14 protein-coding genes are annotated in these 18,094 nt (G+C 69.1%); 5 read left to right on the forward strand and 9 right to left on the reverse strand.

Annotated elements, in window-relative coordinates; all coding sequences use genetic code 11:
• Nucleotides 1-34: 34 nt before the first annotated feature.
• The gene (locus ABD366_RS41925) at nt 35-367 is read right to left on the reverse strand and encodes a hypothetical protein (protein ID WP_324777146.1); all 333 of its coding nucleotides are present in this window, start codon (nt 365-367) and stop codon (nt 35-37) included.
• 687 nt (nt 368-1,054) lie between these two features.
• Here ABD366_RS41925 and ABD366_RS41930 point away from each other — a divergent pair.
• Nucleotides 1,055-1,285 (forward strand): hypothetical protein, encoded by a 231-nt coding sequence (locus tag ABD366_RS41930; protein WP_324777144.1) that lies wholly within the window; start codon nt 1,055-1,057, stop codon nt 1,283-1,285.
• A 56-nt stretch (nt 1,286-1,341) separates the two neighbouring features.
• Here ABD366_RS41930 and ABD366_RS41935 read toward each other — a convergent pair whose 3' ends face one another.
• From ABD366_RS41935 to ABD366_RS41960, 5 genes are all read right to left on the reverse strand, one after another.
• Entirely contained in the window at nt 1,342-1,695 is a 354-nt protein-coding gene (locus tag ABD366_RS41935; protein WP_324777170.1) for an ArsR/SmtB family transcription factor, read from the reverse strand.
• A 193-nt stretch (nt 1,696-1,888) separates the two neighbouring features.
• Nucleotides 1,889-2,263: a hypothetical protein gene (locus ABD366_RS41940; protein WP_324777142.1), complete on the reverse strand. Its 375-nt coding sequence runs from the start codon at nt 2,261-2,263 to the stop codon at nt 1,889-1,891.
• Nucleotides 2,264-2,944: 681 nt separating this feature from the next.
• Nucleotides 2,945-6,565, reverse strand: a complete 3,621-nt coding sequence (locus ABD366_RS41945; protein WP_324777140.1) for a hydantoinase B/oxoprolinase family protein — start codon at nt 6,563-6,565, stop codon at nt 2,945-2,947.
• 244 nt (nt 6,566-6,809) lie between these two features.
• Nucleotides 6,810-7,607 (reverse strand): universal stress protein, encoded by a 798-nt coding sequence (locus ABD366_RS41950; protein ID WP_344443561.1) that lies wholly within the window; start codon nt 7,605-7,607, stop codon nt 6,810-6,812.
• 1,045 nt (nt 7,608-8,652) lie between these two features.
• On the reverse strand, nt 8,653-8,784 hold the full coding sequence (locus ABD366_RS41960; RefSeq protein WP_324777139.1) for a hypothetical protein: 132 nt from the start codon (nt 8,782-8,784) through the stop codon (nt 8,653-8,655).
• Between the two features lie 366 nt (nt 8,785-9,150).
• Here ABD366_RS41960 and ABD366_RS41965 point away from each other — a divergent pair, with 366 nt between their 5' ends.
• Both ABD366_RS41965 and ABD366_RS41970 read left to right on the forward strand, forming a co-directional pair.
• On the forward strand, nt 9,151-9,414 hold the full coding sequence (locus ABD366_RS41965; RefSeq protein ID WP_324777137.1) for an SHOCT domain-containing protein: 264 nt from the start codon (nt 9,151-9,153) through the stop codon (nt 9,412-9,414).
• A gap of 675 nt (nt 9,415-10,089) precedes the next feature.
• Nucleotides 10,090-10,551 carry a DUF305 domain-containing protein gene (locus ABD366_RS41970; protein ID WP_324777135.1) on the forward strand — a complete coding sequence of 154 codons (462 nt, stop codon included), beginning with the start codon at nt 10,090-10,092 and terminating at the stop codon, nt 10,549-10,551.
• Nucleotides 10,552-11,292: 741 nt separating this feature from the next.
• On the opposite strand, the gene ABD366_RS41975 is transcribed toward ABD366_RS41970, so the two are convergent.
• Both ABD366_RS41975 and ABD366_RS41980 read right to left on the reverse strand, forming a co-directional pair.
• Complete coding sequence (locus ABD366_RS41975; protein ID WP_324777133.1) at nt 11,293-12,069, reverse strand: FAD:protein FMN transferase; 777 nt, start codon at nt 12,067-12,069, stop codon at nt 11,293-11,295.
• A gap of 158 nt (nt 12,070-12,227) precedes the next feature.
• Nucleotides 12,228-12,863, reverse strand: coding sequence for a TetR/AcrR family transcriptional regulator (locus ABD366_RS41980; RefSeq protein WP_324777166.1), 636 nt, complete (start codon nt 12,861-12,863; stop codon nt 12,228-12,230).
• 329 nt (nt 12,864-13,192) lie between these two features.
• Between ABD366_RS41980 and ABD366_RS41985 the strand changes: the two genes are divergently transcribed.
• Both ABD366_RS41985 and ABD366_RS41990 read left to right on the forward strand, forming a co-directional pair.
• Nucleotides 13,193-14,797, forward strand: a complete 1,605-nt coding sequence (locus tag ABD366_RS41985; protein ID WP_324777131.1) for a GMC oxidoreductase — start codon at nt 13,193-13,195, stop codon at nt 14,795-14,797.
• 94 nt (nt 14,798-14,891) lie between these two features.
• Nucleotides 14,892-16,295 (forward strand): lipase family protein, encoded by a 1,404-nt coding sequence (locus tag ABD366_RS41990; protein WP_324777129.1) that lies wholly within the window; start codon nt 14,892-14,894, stop codon nt 16,293-16,295.
• A gap of 511 nt (nt 16,296-16,806) precedes the next feature.
• On the opposite strand, the gene ABD366_RS41995 is transcribed toward ABD366_RS41990, so the two are convergent.
• Complete coding sequence (locus ABD366_RS41995; protein ID WP_324777127.1) at nt 16,807-17,979, reverse strand: IS4 family transposase; 1,173 nt, start codon at nt 17,977-17,979, stop codon at nt 16,807-16,809.
• Nucleotides 17,980-18,094: the final 115 nt, after the last annotated feature.

The following is an 18,094-nucleotide window of genomic DNA, read 5'->3' on the forward strand; positions in this document are numbered from 1 at the left end:
GCCTGCCGTCCGGCGCGGCACCAGGACCCGCGATTCACCCGGCATGCAGGCGCAGGGTGTCGAGTTGGTCCCAGCCGCGCTCCTCCAGCCGTTGTTGCAGGCGAAGTTCGTGGCCGGCCGTCACGTACAGGTACTGCGGGGGGCGCAGGGTGCGTGCGAAGCCGACCAGGGCCGCCAGGCCGCTGTTGGACAGGTAGGCGACGCGGGTGAGATCGACGGTGATCTCATCGGCCCGCTGTGCGCATTGGGCCACGGCTGTGACGAGGGGGACCTGGTGCGTGCCGACGACGTCGCCGCACAGCTGTACCCCCTCCTCGTGCCGCAGGGGCGTGATCAGTAGGCGGTCGTCGACGAAGTAGTCACGCATCACAGGATTCCCCGCAAAGGGCCGTGCACCGCGATCACCAACGGCCAACGAAACCGCTTGGAGGAAGCCTCGTCCACGCAGACATGCGGTGCTTATGAGGCGGGTACAGAGTCCCGCTGAAGCAGCCGCTGGCGTGGAGGCCCACCATGGGGCCCGAGAGTTCGCCGAAACAGTCGCCCGCCGCGCTGACGGCGAGGCATATTCACGGACTGCCCACGACGCTACTCCCCCGCAGCCCCCGCCGATAGCCCTGATCGGCGCAGAACCGATCCGCCCACACCCCCGGTTTGTCGCCGGAACCACCGGCCAGGGGCAGGCGTAGCGGGCGTGCCGCAAAGACAGGGGTGCGTGGCTGTCGTCCGGCGGGTCCCGGCCGGAGAACATGCCAGAAGTACGGACAGGCCGTTCGGGTGGTGGCAGGGTGGTGGTGTCCGGCCGCCGGCGCACGGGTGCGGCGGCGGCCGGAGGCGTGCGGGGGCCGGGACTCCCCTCTCGAGCCCACCACGCGCCCGGTGCCCACGGGCGGCCGGGACTGCGGAAGTAGCCCCGGTACATCGTCACGCCCTCGCGGGCAGCGGCTGGAGCTGCGTAGTCGGCGATGCGGCTCCAGCCCCTCACGGAAGAACTTGTGTCTGCCACGGCTTGTGTCTGCCACGGCCCGGGGGCTGAGGACTGGGGGCCCGCAGGGTGGACGCGCCCACCGTACTGAAGCAGCACAGCCTGTTCACCTGCCCGTTCGCCGACCGTGCGCCCGCGGCGCAACCTGGCGTCTGGTGGACCCTGCTGACCGGCATCGCATGCGTCCTCATCGTGGCCGCCTTCCTTGTGACCGTGCAGCGCCCCGGTGAGCCGAGCCGGCAGGCCGGAGAACAGCACGGATCACGGATGAAATCCAGGAGCGGGGTTACCAAGGCTTGAGTGCGTCGTCCTTGAGCCAGCGGCGCACCGTGGATGCGGCATCGTCTCGGTGATGGTCAGGGACGTGCCGTCACAGGAGGTTGCTCGGTGTCTTGGAGTTCGGCCAGCAGAGCGGTTTGGCCGGCGAGAAGTTCGGTGAGGATGCGGCGTGCCGCCCGGAGGAGTTCGGCGACATCGCCTCCAGCCAGGGCGTAGGTTACCGCGGTGCCCTCGCGGGTGGACACGACGATGCCGGAACGGCGCAGCACGGCGAGTTGTTGCGAGAGGTTCGAGGGCTCGATGTCGATATCGGTGAGCAGCTCCCGTACCGACACCGGCCCGTTCTGCAGCAGTTCGAGAACGCGGATGCGAACAGGGTGCCCGAGCATGCGGAAGAACTCTGCTTTGACCTGATAGAGGGGGCGCTGCACGGGATCGCTCACTTCCCTGACTCGGACGAGGCCGCGGAAAGCGGAGAGGGGCGCGACGGCCTCGCGTTTCGCCGCGCCCTGCGCGTCGCCCAATTCTTGCCCCGCCGGGCCTGCCGAAGCCGAGAGTTCGACAGATGCAGACATAGAGACTTGAAAAGTTCTTCAAGCAGCGGGCAAATGAGAGGACGGTCGCTCAGACCTCCAGGTACTCCTCGGTGCGCTTGAGGTGATGACGGGCCATGGCGAGGTTCGAGCGGCCCTTGTCGATGACGAGGTAGATGAACAGGCCGTTCCCGGACCTTCCGGTCGCAGGGCGGATGAGGTGGTACTGGGTACCCAAGGTGATCAGGATGTCCTCGATCTTGTCCTTGAGGCCCAGCGTCTGCATGGTGCGCATCTTGGCGCGGATCACGTCGGTGTTTCCGGCCGCGGCGACACTCAGATCGAGATCCTTGCCGCCGCCGAGGGTGCCGAGTGCCATACCGCTGTTGTAGTCGACGACTGCGGCTCCCAGCGATCCCTCGACTTCGGTCAACAGACTCTTGAGGGACACTTCCACACTGGTCATGGATTCTCCTCGGGAAGAGAAAGCGAGGGCTGATTCCAGGCCCCCCGCAGGAGAACGTAGGCGTTGGGCCGCCTCCCTACGGGGCATATGCCGGAAACGGCCGCGGCGGATCGGTTCAATGCGGTAAGGCAATCTCGCGCGGTGCGTGCCTGTCCGGGCGGCATCAAGCCCAGGCAGCTCCGGCGCGAGACGAGACTGAGCGACCAGCAGATCCAAGCAGCCGTGGAGTGGAACAACACCCACGGCCAACACCGCGTCCGACAGGCCGCCGTGCCCGATTGCACGGCCGCCAGCCGGTCCGCCTTCGAGAACGGAATGCGTACCGGTCGGCGGGAGTGGCCGGTACGCGTTCCGCTGCTCCAGCACCCCGGGAGTCTCTGAGCTGCCCGGGACAGTGATCGGGTCACTCGCGCCCGGGCCGGGTGCCGTGGCCGGGCATCCGGGATCTGACAGCTCTCCGCCTCACGCACCATGCCGTGTGCGACGATGCGCAACACGCGTGTCCACACGTCCCGTCACGCGGCGAAGCCGACATTCGTTACGCAGACGGAAAGGACGATCTTCACCGGCTGGCCGTCGACTGCGTTCCCGAGAAACACCGCTAGTTCCGCGAAGGCACCCTCGCCAACCTGATCATCAGCATGCACGGGCACATCGTTCCAGACGCCCGAAACAGCCGTTTCAGCGTGCGGTACGGCCGTCGTCCGTCGATCCGTACCCGCCTCCGCCGGGCGTGCGGATCACCAGCACGTCACCGTCGGTGACGTCCGTCGTGTCGCAGCCACGCAGCAACTCGGTGTGCCCGGCGGAGCGTTCGATCAGGTTTTGACCGGGAGCGCCCGGTGCGCCGCCCGCCATACCGTATGGCGGGATGCGGCGGTGCCCGGACAGGACCGCGACCGTCATCGGCTCCGCGAAGCGGATCCGCCGTTCCACCCCGCACCCACCGTGCCATCGGCCCGCCCCCGCACTGCCCGCGCGGATACGGAAGTCCTCCACGCGCACGGGGTAGCGCCACTCCAGAATCTCTGGATCCGTCAGCCGGGAGTTGGTCATGTGCGTCTGTACAGCGTCCGTGCCATCGAAGCCGTCGCCCGCGCCGGAGCCGGAGGCCACGGTCTCGTAGTACTGGAGTCGCTCGTTGCCGAAGGTCACGTTGTTCATCGTGCCGGAGCCCTCGGCCTGGGCTCGCAGTACGGCGTACAGGGCACCGGTGACGGCCTGGGAGGTCTCCACGTTGCCGGCGACAGTGGCGGCCGGATGCGCGGGCGCGAGCATGGAACCGGGCGGGACGCGTATGTCGAGGGGTTTGAGGCAGCCGCTGTTGAGCGGGATGTCGTCGGCGACGAGGGTGCGGAAGACGTACAGCACGGCGGCCATGACGACGGAGGACGGCGCGTTCAGGTTGCCGGTCTGCTGAGGTGAGGTGCCGGCGAAGTCCAGTACGGCGCTGCGCTGTTCGCGGTCCACGCGCAGGGCGACCTGGATGACGGCACCGTTGTCGGTCTCGTAGCGGTGTGTGCCGTCGTCGAGGGTCGCGATGATACGGCGTACGCATTCCTCGGCATTGTCCTGAACGTGCCGCATGTATGCGTGCACGACGTCGAGGCCGAACTGGTCGATGACTCGGCGCAGTTCCTGGATGCCCTTTTCGTTGGCCGCGATCTGCGCACGCAGGTCGGCGAGGTTCGTTTCCGGATCACGCGAGGGATATCGGGCCTTCGTGAGCAGGTCCCGGGTCTCGGCCTCGCGGAATAGGCCGTCGCGCGCAAGGAGCCAGTTGTCGAAGAGCACACCCTCTTCGTCGATGGTGGCGCTGAACGCGGGCATGGAGCCCGGGCTGATGCCGCCGATCTCGGCGTGGTGGCCGCGCGAGGCGACAAGGAAGAGCATCCGGTCGCCGCTTTCGTTGAACACAGGGCTGACGACGGTGACGTCGGGGAGGTGAGTCCCACCGTGATAGGGGTCGTTGATGGCGTAGACGTCACCGGGCCGGATCTCCCCCTCGCTCCGGCGCAGGACCTCCTTGATGGACTCGCCCATCGAGCCCAGGTGCACGGGGATGTGGGGCGCGTTGGCGATGAGGTTGCCGTCCGGGTCGAACAGCGCGCAGGAGAAGTCGAGGCGTTCCTTGATGTTGACCGAGTGGGCGGTGCTCTCGAGCCGAACGCCCATCTGTTCGGCGATGGACATGAACAGGTTGTTGAAGACCTCCAGCATCACCGGGTCGACGTTCGTACCGATGGCGGTACGGGGCCGACGCGGATGGGAGCGGGTGAGGACGAGATCGCCGTGGCCGTCGGCCGTGGCACGCCAACCCGGATCGACGACCGTCGTCCCGTCCACTTCGGCGACGATCGCCGGGCCTTCGATCATGTCGCCGTCTCGGATGTCCTCACGGCGGTGAAGGCGTGTGGGCTGCCACTTGCCGGCGGTGAACATCCGCACGACGGCGGCCGGCCGCAGTGGGCCAGTGCGCGGTGACGGCATCGTCGCCGTGGTGGTGCGCGGGCCGGAGGAACCGGTGGCCTCAACTGCGACGGCTTCCACGATCAGTGGCCTGTCCATGGTGAAGCCGTAGCGGTCGCGGTGGTCACGGGCGGAGGCGACCCGCATCTCCTCGGCTTGGCCGAGGGGCACCGGCAGCGCGAAGTCGGTGCCGTCGTAGCGCAGGAGCGCGCGGGCAGTGGCGCGGACCGTGGTGTCCGGTACGCCGTCCTCGCGCAGCTGCGTGCGCGCCCGTTCTGTCAGCTCCCTGCGGACGGTCTCGACGCGGTCGGCCGTCTCCGGCGCGTCGAGGACGGCTTCCACGGAACGTTCGCGCAGCGCGACCGCGTCCGCCATGCCGATGCCGTACGCGGAGAGCACCCCGGCGAGCGGCGGGATCAGGGCGGTGTTGATGCCGAGCCGGTCGGCGACGGCACAGGCGTGCTGACCGCCCGCGCCGCCGAAGGCGACCAAGGCGTAACGGGTGATGTCGCGGCCGCGTTGCACGGAGATCTTTTTCACGGCGTTGGCGATGTTGAGTAGGGCGATGTCGAGGAAGCCCGCCGCGACCTCTTCCGGGCTGCGGCGCCGCCCGGTCTCAGCGGCGGTGCGCTCGGAAAGTTCGGTGAAGCGAGCCCGGACCGAGGCCACGTCCAGCGGCTGATCTCCGTCCTTGCCGAACACCCGGGGGAAGAAGCCGCCTTGGAGACGGCCCAGCATCACATTGGCGTCGGTGACGGTCAGCGGGCCGCCGCGCCGGTAGCAGACCGGGCCTGGATCAGCGCCGGCCGAGTCGGGTCCGACGCGGTAGCGCATCCCGTCGAAGTGCAGTACCGAACCCCCGCCCGCGGCGACGGTGTGGATGTCGGTCATCGGCGCCCGCATCCGCACACCGGCGACCTGGGTGCCCATGACGCGTTCGATCTCGCCCGCGTAGTGGGACACATCGGTCGAGGTGCCGCCCATGTCAAAGCCGATCGCCCGGCGGTGCCCCGCCCGGCGTGCCGCGCGGGCCATGCCGACGACGCCGCCCGCCGGGCCGGACAACACGGCGTCCTTGCCCCTGAAGTGGCCCGCCTCGCGCAACCCACCCCCGGACTGCATGAACATCAACCGTACGCCGCCCAGTTCGCCCGCCACCTGATCGACGTAACGGCGCAGGACGGGTGAGAGGTAGGCGTCGACCACCGTGGTGTCGCCCCGGGGCACCAGTTTGATCAGGGGGCTCACCTCGTGCGAGCAACTGACCTGCGTGAAGCCGATTGCGCGGGCCGCCTCGGCGACGGCCGCCTCGTGTGCGGAATGGCGGTAGCCGTGCAGGAAGACGATCGCGGCGCTGCGCAGCCCGTCCACGAACGCCGCGTCGAGCGCCTCGCACGCTCCGTCCAGATCTGGCGGTCGCACCACCTCACCCTGCGCGCACACCCGTTCGTCTACCTCGATCACCCGCTCATACAGGGCCTCGGGGATCAGAATGCGGCGGTCGAAGATACGCGGGCGGTTCTGGTAGGCGATGCGCAGTGCATCCCTGAAGCCCCGAGTGGTGACCAGAACCGTCGGCTCACCGGTGTGGGTCAGCAGGGCGTTGGTGGCAACAGTGGTTCCCATCTTCACCACCTCGATCCGGTCGGCGGGAATCGGCTCACCCGCCTCCAGACCGAGAACCAGCCGGATCCCGGCGACCGCGGCGTCCCGGTACGCCTCGGGCCGCTCCGACAGCAGCTTGCGGCTGACCACCTCGGACTCCGGTGTCACCGCCACCACGTCCGTGAAGGTGCCGCCCCGGTCGATCCAGAACTGCCAACGCCCGGTCATACGCCCAGTGTGCGCGCCGACCATGCCGGTTGACACGCCCTCGTACGGCAGGTTCGGTGGTCGTGCACCAGCGGACGCGTCCGGCCTGTGTGTGAACTGATCAGGGCCGGAGCACGGTGGCGCCGGTTCCCTCGGTGCCCGGTGCCCGGTGCCCGGTGCCGTCGGCGGTCATCGGCCCCTTGCGGCAACGAACCTCGCACGCCCGGGAACGAAAACTCCCTCGCCGGTCCGGCAGCGCACTCGACTACGCCGGGACCACCACGACCGGGCACTGACCTACGCACAACAGGGCCTGCACCATCGGGCTCAGGGCGCCGCTGTGATGCCGTCCCACGACCAGCATTTGTGAGCCGGCCGAAGCCCGCGCGAGCGCCTCGACGGGTGCAGCCGCCCGGCACGCGGCCGCTCGGACGCGTGTCGCCGGATACTTCTCCCGCCATGGCTGCAACGCCTCGGTGAGGAGGCCCCCTGCTGCCCTCTCCCAACCAGGTCCCTCACTGCCCGTCCCCAAGTACAGAGCGCGCACCGCGGCCTTGCGGCACTGAGCCGCATCGAACGCGAAGTCCACGGCGGCGTCCGCCACGTTGTGGGCATCCACCGCGAGTGTCACCTTGTTCGGACGGTGTTGCAGCGTCTTCGCCTGCGGCCGCAGCGGAACGAGGGCCACCGGCCGGGCGCAGCTCGCGACGACGGCCTGCGCCACGGACCCCAGGCGAAGTCCCGCATGACCACCCACTCCCCGCAGGCCAAGGACGACCAGCTCGGCCGTCGCCCCGATCGCCAGGAGAGTGGGCGCCACGCGGCCGACGAGCAGAACTCCCGCGTTCGTCGACAGGTTCAGTTCTCCGCCGAGTTGGGCGCGCACCCTCGGTGGCAGCTGCATCTCCAGGCTCGGTGCGACGTGCACCCTCCGCAGAGGCACACCGCGCACCCTGGCCTCGCCAACCGCCCAGCGCACCCCCTCCTCGCACCGCAACGACCCATCGACGCCCACGACAACCGGTCGCATCACGGCAGTCCACCCCCTGTGCCGCCTCGTCATCGCGGTCGATCCAAGAGATCCAGGACGCGACCACTCGGCCCAGCGTCGGATCAACTGGCGACATCAAAAGCCTAGTTCGGCGGTCCGAGGTGGCGCTACGTGGAAGAGGCAGCAAACAGCACGGTGGTGCCTCCTCCGCGCGCTGTGCCGTGGCCATGCGAGGGCCATGCGAGTCGGCACCTTGTGTGCCGGTCAGCGGATACGTGCCATCGCGCAGACCGAGGGCAGGGGCGCGACCCCGAGGGGCGCCGAAGGCGTGCGTCCGCTACCTACGCGCACCGACTGCGCTGCCGTCTTCCCACTACAAGTAGCACATCGCCATACGTGCGGAGACGATGTGTACTGTCGTGACTGGTCAGTGACCAGTTCGGGCCTGCCGTAACCCGCTCTGACGGCAAAGCATTGCATTCAGCGAGCGATCTTCCGCCCCCTGGAGAGCCCGGCACCGGCCTAGGACGGATTCGTCGAGGACGGCGACAGCACTCTCCACCCGGCCGTCGACCGGAACGACCTCCCCCGGCGCCCGACGAGTTCTCGTGCAGGACTTTGACCATGGGGGCGACGCAGTTCGTGGTGCAACTGGCGGCCCAGGTGTCGCCGGCCCAGGAGTGGAACGTCGACTCCATCGGCCCGGCGGTGACTCCGCTGAGGAGGCCCTTGCCCGAAGGGGTGGCGTGGCCGAATCCGAAGGTCTTGTCGAGGCAGGCCCACAGGAAGACGGAGCCGGTCAGGATGCGCGGGCTCCCGAATGCGTAGGCCTGGGCGCTGAAGGTGCCTGTCTCGGCCCACCACGGTGTCGCGTGCGGAGACCACGTGCCGACGGACGGACGGCAGATGGAATCCTCCTTTGCGGTGAGGAGGGGCGTGGACTGTCATGACGCGGCCCCTTCGACGAGGGTCGGTGAATGTGCCTTGCACGACCGGCTCTCGCGCCGTCGCGGCGCGGACGCCGCGTGCCGAACGACCGCGCCGATCCAGTGAACGGCCCCGCGCTCGGGGCCTGTCGGACCTTTCACAGGGGTACGTCCGGCCCCGGCACCTCGCCTCAGGGCGCGTACTCGTACCGCGGCGGCGCGGGGGCCAGGCCGCACACCACCTCGGTGTCCCCCGGACCCTTCATGCGCAGCGTCGGCGTGAAATAGAAGGACACCGCCACCGACTCCGGCGCCTGAGCCACCCGGACTCGCAGACCCGAGGCCGTGACGGCTCCTTCCCGTGGCCCACGCGAAGTCCGAAGACGGAAGATGGTGGAACGGAAGACCTACATGGTTTTGTACAGGTCATCGACGGTCCGGCTGACCGCTCCGGCGCCTCAGAACGCTCGACGAAGCGCCGGGCGCCACCGCGATGACGTCCGTCAGTGTCTCCGTTCCCTCCACGCGCGTACACCCGTACCGGCAGGGGCGCAATGGCCCGTGGGCCTTGGACCGCCCGGCCCCGGCCCTCCCCGCCCCGCACGCGGGACGATGTGAGAGAAAGCAATAAGCGCTGGGTGCGCTTACGCGTCCCGGCCACGGAGCGAGGCCGAAGCAGGTGAATGGCGATGATGTTCTGGTACGACCACAACGTCGGCGGCTGGGGCTGGTTCGCGATGTCGGCAGGCATGATCCTGTTCTGGGCACTGATCGTCACAGTTGCCGTGCTGCTCTTCCGCGCCGTGAACCGGCCTCAGGAGCGCACCCACTCCCAGGCCGCGCGTTCGGCGGAGGACATCCTTCGGGAAAGGCTGGCCCGCGGGGACATCGAGGACGACGAATACCGGCGCCGCCTGAACACACTGCACGCGAGCCCCCTCACCAAACCCTGAGAGTCGCAGGCCGCACAGGTCGCGTCCCGTGGACAGACGGCAACAAGTGCGAACCGGGCCAGGCTCCGCCGGGGGTTCGATGTCGAGCAGGAGATGCCGAGTAGGAGGAAGTGATGGCATTCGCTGACAAGACGGAGAGGCTGGGCCTGTTTTGTCCTGTCATGTGCCGAGAGGCTGCCTACGATGAGCCCATGGTGTCCCGCACTCGCACCCGCTCGAGAGTGAGTCCTTCTGTCCCCGGCTGGCATGCCAGGTGACAGGTCCGCATGTCGTGCTGATGTCGGTGGAACCGTCAGGGATCCACTCCCCGCCCACCCCTGGTGCCAGTAAGGGATATCAGCATCTGTCAGGTGCGGCCTCAGGGGCGTGCTCGCGACCCACACCGTCGGAACATGCGCGGTGGGGCTGCACCCGCTGATTTTGCCCGGCCCGCCCTGATTGCGCTGGCGGGCACTCCGAGGAGTTGTCCTTCTCATGGCGTCTCGCAATTGCCTCGTCCGCCGGACTGCCCCCCTGGCCGCTGCCGCGATCGCCGCGGTCGCCCTGGCCGCCTGCGGAAGCAGCCATCCCTCCGCGTCCCCGTCCGGGCGCTCCGGCCACGAAACGAGGCCGACTACCTCCGCGGGCCCCTCGGCCACCGACTCCGCCGCGCACGGCAGCCACAACGCTCAGGACGTGGCCTTCGCACAGCAGATGATCTCGCACCACCAGCAGGCCGTGGCCATGGCCGACCTGGCCGCATCACGGACGCCCTCCCCGCAGGTGAAGGAGTTGGCATCGAAGATCAAGCAGGCTCAGCGCCCGGAAATCACCACCATGGCGGGCTGGTTGAGGTCCTTCGGCGAGAAGGTTCCGGACGACGGCACGCCCGGCATGGGAAGCATGCCGGGTATGGGCCACTCGCCGACTCCCGGCATGATGTCGCCCGCCGACATGAAGAAGCTGATGGGCCTGTCTGGTGAGGCCTTCGACATGCAGTTCCTGCGGATGATGATTCACCATCATCTGGGCGCGGTCGAGATGGCGAAGACCGAGCGGGCCAAGGGCGCACACCACCTCTGCAGGACGATGGCGAAGTCCATTGTCCTTTCGCAGTCGGCCCAGATCACCGAGATGAACGGCATGCTCGGCAAGTAGCGCGCATGCCGCCGTCGCGAGTCAGGAACGGCCGCCCGCCACGGTTTTGCACCGTCACGCCCGGCGGAGCAACTCTGCTGACACGACCTCTGATTCCCACCGAATGGTTGTGACAGTGGCGCGACCGGGACAAGGTCCATCCGCGCATCCGGGCGCACGGGCCCTTGCACCACATGCCGTTCCACCTGTACTCCTACGGCCTCGCGGCGCGGCTTGTCTCCGATGACCTCACGGTGTCGCTCGTTGCGGGCCTCGGCACCTCTTCTCCGCTTGGGCTCCTCGGCTCGCCGCCCGGCGCAGACCGCGGTGATCGCGTCGGCGGAAGGGGGTGCGGAGTTCGGCCTGGGGCACGAGCCCCTCCGTCCGCGTCGAGAGTTGCGAGACGCACGACGCCTTCGGCGCTCTGCTCCGGCGCCCTGCCGATTCCGCGGGCCGCGGTCTGGCCGGTCGCGGTGGATCCCGGCTCGACTGCGTTGGACCTGATGCCCGGTTGCGACCCCCTCCACCGGCGGTACCGGCTCGGCATCCGGCGGCGCAACAGCCGCACCGGACGACGACGGCTCCTCGGCCCCCGCGGGAAACCGGACAACGGCGGCGCGGCCGGCACGACCCCGGCCGCGGATGCCGTGCTCTTCACCGTTGCCCGACGCCACCGGTCCCCCGGGCATGACCGGACCGAGCGTCCGCGCGACACGGCAATCGACCGTCGATCGCCCGTCAGGACCGTGTCCTGGGTCGGCTTCACGATCCATAACGGTGGAATCCTCGTGTCCGCCGCTCCCGACCGTCAGGCAGGATCGCGAGTGCCTCGTGGTCCTCGAGTGCTTCGACCCATTCCAGTGCGCCGTCGCCTCGGGCGAAAGCGGCAGTGGCGTAGGTGTCGGTCAGTGTCAGGCGGGGCCCCACGAGAGTGATGGAGGCGAAGGCGGTGGCGGGCTCCCCCCTGTGCGGGTCCATGATGTGAACCTCGCGTTCGGCGGTGCCGGAGGTGGCGATGGCCATGTCGTGGGCCGCGGTGATGACGGTGGCCAGCGCGCCGGGGCGCAACGGGTGGGCGATGCCGATGCGCCACGCGGTGCCCGGTCCGGCGAGGCCGCGGAGTTCCAGGTCACCGCCGCCATTGACGCACGTGTGGCGCGCGCCCGCTTCGTAGAGGAGTTGCGAGACCGCTTCGGTGGCCCAGCCCTTGACGAGTCCGGAGGGGTCGAGGCTTCCGGCGGGGACGACACTGAACCAGCCGTCGCTGTCGTGGGTGGCCCGCGCACAGAGGGACAGGACTTCGTAGACCTCGGGGGGACAGTCCTTCAGGCGGATCTCGCCACGGTCGAGGCGGCTGATGTGGCTGTCGGGCCGGTAGGTGGAGAAGACGGCATCGACTCGGTGCAGGTGACGCACGGCCTCTGCGAGAGCGTGGCGGATGGCAGGGGTCGGCCGGTCTCGGACGTCGAAGGAGAAGACGGTGCCCATCACGTGTTCCACGTGACACAGTCCGCCCGGTCCGGGTGTGGAGTCAGGCATGGGCCTGGTCCAAGGCGCTCTGCAGAGACTGCGTGTAGCCCCGGCTCGTGTAGCTCGCCCCGCCCTGAGGTTCCCTGATGCAGACCACACCGCTCCCACGACTACGCGACCACCGGACGACAAAACGGACGCGCAGGAGGCTTCTGGTTTCGGGTGGGTCAGTAGGGAAGGCCCTCTGAGGCTGCGCGCAGGGCGGCGAGGAGGCAGGCGGCGATGTCGTTCGAGGTCTCGCTGCCGGCTGCGGGAGGGCGGGCGAATTCTTCCGCCGCGGCGCGCAGCGCGCCGTTGAGCGTTGCCGCGTGCACCTGGACCCGGAGATCGTCCGCGGTGCCGTTGGAACGCTGGGCGAGGAGTTCTCGCAGCACGGGCAGCGCGTCGTTGTGGGCCTGAAGCCAGACGCTCCGCAGTGCCGGGTCGGTGGAGGTCATGCGTATCAGGTCAAGGATGACGGGGGTGACGGGAGGCAGTTCGCTCTCGCGGCAGATCTGGGTGAAGTAGTCCAGCAGGCTCATCTGCGGTGGCCAGTGGCGCAGTTGAGCCATCGCGAAGTCGAGTCCTGCCGTGAGGAGGGGCAGGACGCAGCTTTCCTTGGTGGGGAAGTGTCGCCACATGGTGCGGGCGGAGATGCCGACAGCCTGGGCGATCTGTTCCCCGGTGGTGGCGGTGACGCCCTGCGAGGTGAACAGGCGGACAGCTTCTTGGGCGATCTCGAGGCGGAGGGCCTCCTTGCGCCGCTGGGCCAGGAGGGGCCGGGTTTGCGTCTCCGGCGTCCGCCTGCCGTCCGGGTATGGCATCTCGCGCACGCTTGTCCCCCACCTTCCGTTGATGGCGCAGCATAACCAAGGCGTCCGGAAATGACTCATGCAGACGCCTTGTCAGCGAGTGACACGTCAACCTACGCTGCCGTAAGTAACCAGCGGGTAACCACAGCGCTCCCGCTGTCTATTTGTCATGCACGCGCCATTCAACGCACGCGCCATCCCCCCCGCCATCCCCCACGTCCTCCCCGCGCCATTCCGAACGCTGCGCTCTCGACCCACGGCCACCGGTCGTCGGCGCTCTCGCTCGTCGAGCCTTTGCGAAGACCACCAGGACTTTCCCGAACCCCGTCAAGGAGTCAGCCATGCCCATTCCCAGCAGGCGCGCCCTGCTCACCGGCGCCGCAGGACTTACGGCCGCCGCAGCCCTACCGGCACCGGCCGCCTCGGCTGCACCCGCACCGGCCCGCGTACGACTGACCAGGGAAGACCACCGCACCGTCATCATCGGATCCGGTTTCGGGGGCGGCGTGGCGGCGCTCAGGCTGGCACAGGCCGGGGTACCGGTGACCGTTCTGGAACGCGGGCGGCGGTGGCCCACGGGGCCGAACGCGGAGACGTTCCCGCATGTCTCGGGGCTCGACAAGCGGATGCTCTGGTACGGAACCCTCCCGGCCGCCCTCAGGCCCCTCGCCCGGCTGATCGGCACCCCGCTCGACTTCACCCCCTACACGGGGCTCCTGGAACCCGTACTCGGAGAGAACATCCTGAGCGTCTGCGCGGCCGGGGTCGGCGGCGGCTCCCTCGTCTACCAGGGCATGACCCTCCAGCCCTCGCAGGCCGTGTTCAACACCTGGCTTCCCGAAGAGCTCGACTACCCGCGCATGGACCGGCTCCACTACCCGCGGGTCGCGGCCATGCTCGGCGCGGCGACAGCGCCCCAAGCACTGATCGACTCCCCCACGTACTACGCGGCCCGGGTGTTCGCCGAGCGGGTGCGCAAGGCCGGCTACGACCTCTCGAAGATCCCGATGCCGATCGACTGGGACTACGCCCTGGCCGAACTGCGCGGCGAGATGAAGCCGTCGTACACGAACGGGGACTGCGCGCTCGGCGTGAACAACGGGGGCAAGAACTCCGTCGACGTGACCTACCTCCAGCAGGCCGAGGCAACCGGCAAGGTCACCGTGGCGACCCACCACAACGTCACCTCAGTGGCCCGGGTCGCCGATGGCAGTTGGGAGGTGCATGTCGACCGCACCGACGACACGGGACGCGTCCTGGAACAGAAGATCCTCTCCGCCCGTGCCCTGATCATGGCGGCCGGCAGCATCAACACCAGCAAGCTCCTCGTACGCGCGGGGGCCACCGGCGCCATCCCCGATCTGCCCGACGGGCTCGGCGAGCAATGGGGCACCAACGGCGACCGCATCTACGCCTGGACGAACCTGCAGGAGGACTTCGGAAGCGAGCAGGGCGGCCCCGTGGTCTACGGCAGCAAGGCGTGGGAGGACCCCGCTACCGCGAACACCGTCATCCAGGCCTCACTGCCACCCCTGGGCATCGACGCCCGGACCACCATGCTGGTCGGCTTCGGGGTAAGCCCAGATCGCGGCCGGTTCCGCTACGACGCCGCCACCGACAGCGTGTCGCTGCACTGGCCCCGCAACGGCGACACCGGAAGCCACCGGACCATCCAGCGGCGCGTTGCGGAGATCTCCCGGGGACTCGGCGTCCTGACGGACACGAACGCCCTGGTCAACAGCACCTGGCATCCGCTGGGCGGCGCGCCGATGGGCACCGTGTGCGACCTGGAAGGCCGCGTGCGGGGCCAACGTGGCCTCTACGTGCTCGACGGGGCGCTGATCCCCGGCACCACCGGCGCCTGCAACCCGTCCATGACCATCGCCGCGGTCGCCGAAAGGGCCATGGACGCCATCACGGCCCACGACATCGACACGGTCATCTGACCGCCGGCCCGCACGTGCCGCACCACCTGTCCAGCAACACGCCTCTGACCCGCACCTGCCTCTGATCGACGATCACGTGAGGAGCACCATCCCCATGGTCCACCGCAGATCCCGTTCCCGTTCCCTGTCCGGTTCCGCCCGCCCGGACCGGACCACAGTCCCTGCCGCCGCTCCCACCCGTGTGAGCCTGCTGGCCGGTGTCGTCGCCGGCGCCGTCTGCGTCGGCCTGTCGACGGTGCCGACGTCCGCGGCTGCGACGGAACCCGTCGTCTCCCGCGGTGTCACCATCCCCGCCTTCTACAACCCGCCGGCTGAACTCCCCACTGCCAACGGCGCATTGATCCGCACCGAACCACTGCCGCTCGGCCTCAGCATCCCCGGCCTGGAGGGCCGCCCCCTGCCGGGCACCGCAACCCGCCTGATGTACAAGTCCACCGACTCCACGGGACAGCCCGTCGCGGTGACCGGCGCCTACATAGAACCCTCGGCCGCCTGGAAGAAATCCGGGCCGCGCCCGGTGGTGGCCGTGGCCTCGGGCACCATGGGCCAGGGCGACCAGTGCGCACCCTCCTTCGCCCTGCAGCATCCGCTCACCCTCAACGGCGACACCGTCTCGGTGGGCTACGAAGCCCTCGCCATCTACCGGATCCTGGCCACCGGCGCGGCAGTTGTCCTCACCGACTACGTCGGCCTCGGCGCCACCGACCGCCTGCACACCTACGTCAACCGCCTCGACCAAGGGCACGCCCTCCTGGACGCTGCCCGCGCCGCCCGCACCGTGCCCGGGGCCTCGGTCACCGAAGACTCCCCGACCGGCCTGTACGGCTACAGCCAGGGCGGTGGAGCCAGCGCGGCGGCCGCCGAACTCCAGCCCTCCTACGCCCCCGACGTCCCCCTCGCGGGCACCTACGCCGGCGCGCCACCGGCGGACCTGGCCTCCGTCATCAAGGGCATCGACGGCAGCGCGCTCGCCGGAGCTCTGGCCTGGTCGATCAACGGGTTCGCGCAAGCCGACCCCGACCTGCGCGGGGTCATCGAAGCGAACATCAGCGATACGGGCAGGGCCGCGCTGAAGGACGCGTCGACCATGTGTGTCGGCGACGCCCTCTTCGGGCTCGGCTTCACCAAGAGCAGCAAGTGGACCAGCAACGGCAAGTCCATCGGGGACATCATCGCCGCCGACCCACTGGCGAAGGCCGCCCTCAACAAACAGCGCATCGGCACGCTCAAGCCGAACGGCCCGGTGCGCGTGGCCACCGGCGTCCAGGACGACATCGTTCCGCACAGCCAAGCCCGGCAGCTGGCCGTGGACTGGTGCGGCAAGGGAGGCAACGTCACCTACGACGCCATCAAGCTGCCGAACCTCGGCGACAAGATCCTCACCAATCACCTCGTGCCCCTCATCACCGACCAGGGCGACGCCATCTCCTGGCTGACCGACCGGCTCTCCGGCAAGCCGGCCACCTCCAACTGCTGGACGATGCCGCTCCAACCCTGACCCGCCCCGCACGGAACGCCACCAGCGCGGCGTCACAGCCGATGGCATCATCCGCCCCGGTCGTCGACCGCCGGGCAACGGCATACCTCTGGTCCCCGCCCGGACATCTGTGGCGGCGCCCTGTGTCGCACCCGTGCCGCGCTGCCGATCACATCGGGCAGCGCGGCACGGGTGCGTACGGTACGAGGCCCCCTCAGCCTAGTAGTACTTCGTTACTGACCTTCTCGGGATGTTGTCGGATGGTGGGTCAGCTCAAGTCTGCCGCCGGTGAGACAGCCGTCGATTAGGCGCAATGCCGTTGCTTTACGGATCCGCGGGCTCGGGTCGTTGGATGCGGACGGCTTGGACGCCGGCGCGGGCGGGCTGGGGCCAGTTGTGGTGTTCGGCCCGTTTGAGCCGGTAGTTGGACATCTTGCGTTTGACGACGTGGGGCTGGCTGCGCAGGCGTCTGGCCGGCAGGAGCCGTTCCAGTAGGTCGTGCTCGAGCAGTACCAGCGCTCTGACCAGGAGGTCAGGGGGAAAAACTGCCCGGCGTGACGGTCACGCTGCGCCGGGCCGAGCGCAGGGTCTCGGTGAAAGAGATCCGGTCCGGATCCAGGCCGCCGGAGGTGGCGGTTCGAAGCATGAGCTCGCGCAGGGCCCGGTGAACCAGCAGGTGGGCCCAGATCTGCTGCAGCACCCCGTCCGGGGTCTTGCTGCTGAGCACGGTATGGGCGCCGCGCTGGCGGGTCTTGAGCTCGGCGAAGACCGACTCGACCTCCCAGCGCTCCTGGTAGAGCGCGGCCAGTTGCCGGGCGGGGTGGCGGCGGGCATCGAGGAGGCTGGTCACCAGCCGGTAGTCGGCCACCGCCCGGTCGGCGTGGCCGAGCTGGTAGGCCAGGACCCGGACGGTGACCGGATCATCGTGGGCGGGGTCGGTCGTGGCGTGGATGCGCGAGAGCCAGGATCCGTCCCGCAGCACCCGGTCGGCGGGCAGGACGCGGTTGGCGGGCACCCGCCACAACAGATCGGCGCCGCTGGCGGTGAAGGCCCGCCACAACGGCACGCCGAGGAACTCGCGGTCGGCCAGGACCAGTTGGCCCGGCCCGCAGGAGCGGGGCAGGCGGCGGACCAGAGTGACCTCCCCGGTGCGGCAGCCGGCCAGTTCCGCGTCCAGGACCAGATGCGTGCCGGTCTCTACCAGGCAGGCCATCCGCACCTGCGGGAAGGAACTCTTGTCCGGGCCGCGGGCATTGCCCGGACGACCGAAGGCGGCCTCATTGGCCACCGTGTCGGCTACATCCCAGCAGGTGCCGTCCACCGCCAGCAGCCGCAGGCCCCGCCAGAACACTCCGGGCGTGGCGTCGGTGCCCAGCGGTTTCGCCGTCGTGGTAAACAGCACTCGCAGCGGCTCACTCCCCAGCCGCTGCCGGGCCCTAAACAGCGAGGACTTCGCCGGAATACGCCACTCGCCCAACAGTCCCAGGCCCCGCAGGCCCTCGACCAGGTGCCGCATCACATCCAGATAGGGAGCGGGCGAGAACAGCGCCAGGCCGAGTACGAAGTACACCACCAGCCGGGCCGGCAACAGGCGTCGGCGTTGCTCCATGCGCCCACAGGCAGCCACCACACGATCCACCAGACCCGGCGGATACACCCAGGTCAGCAACCCCAGACCCGATAAGTCAGACACACTCGCAGACATCGGCACCACCCCCGAGAGCAGTACGCAGAAGCCTACGCCGAGCAGCTAAGACAACGGCGTGACTCTGTTGGTGATCTTGGGTGGTCAAGCGCTGGCGAATCCGGCTGTGTCGCAG

Origin of the sequence: Streptomyces kunmingensis, from assembly GCF_039533535.1 — a bacterium.
Taxonomy (GTDB): Bacteria; Actinomycetota; Actinomycetes; order Streptomycetales; family Streptomycetaceae; genus Streptomyces; species Streptomyces kunmingensis.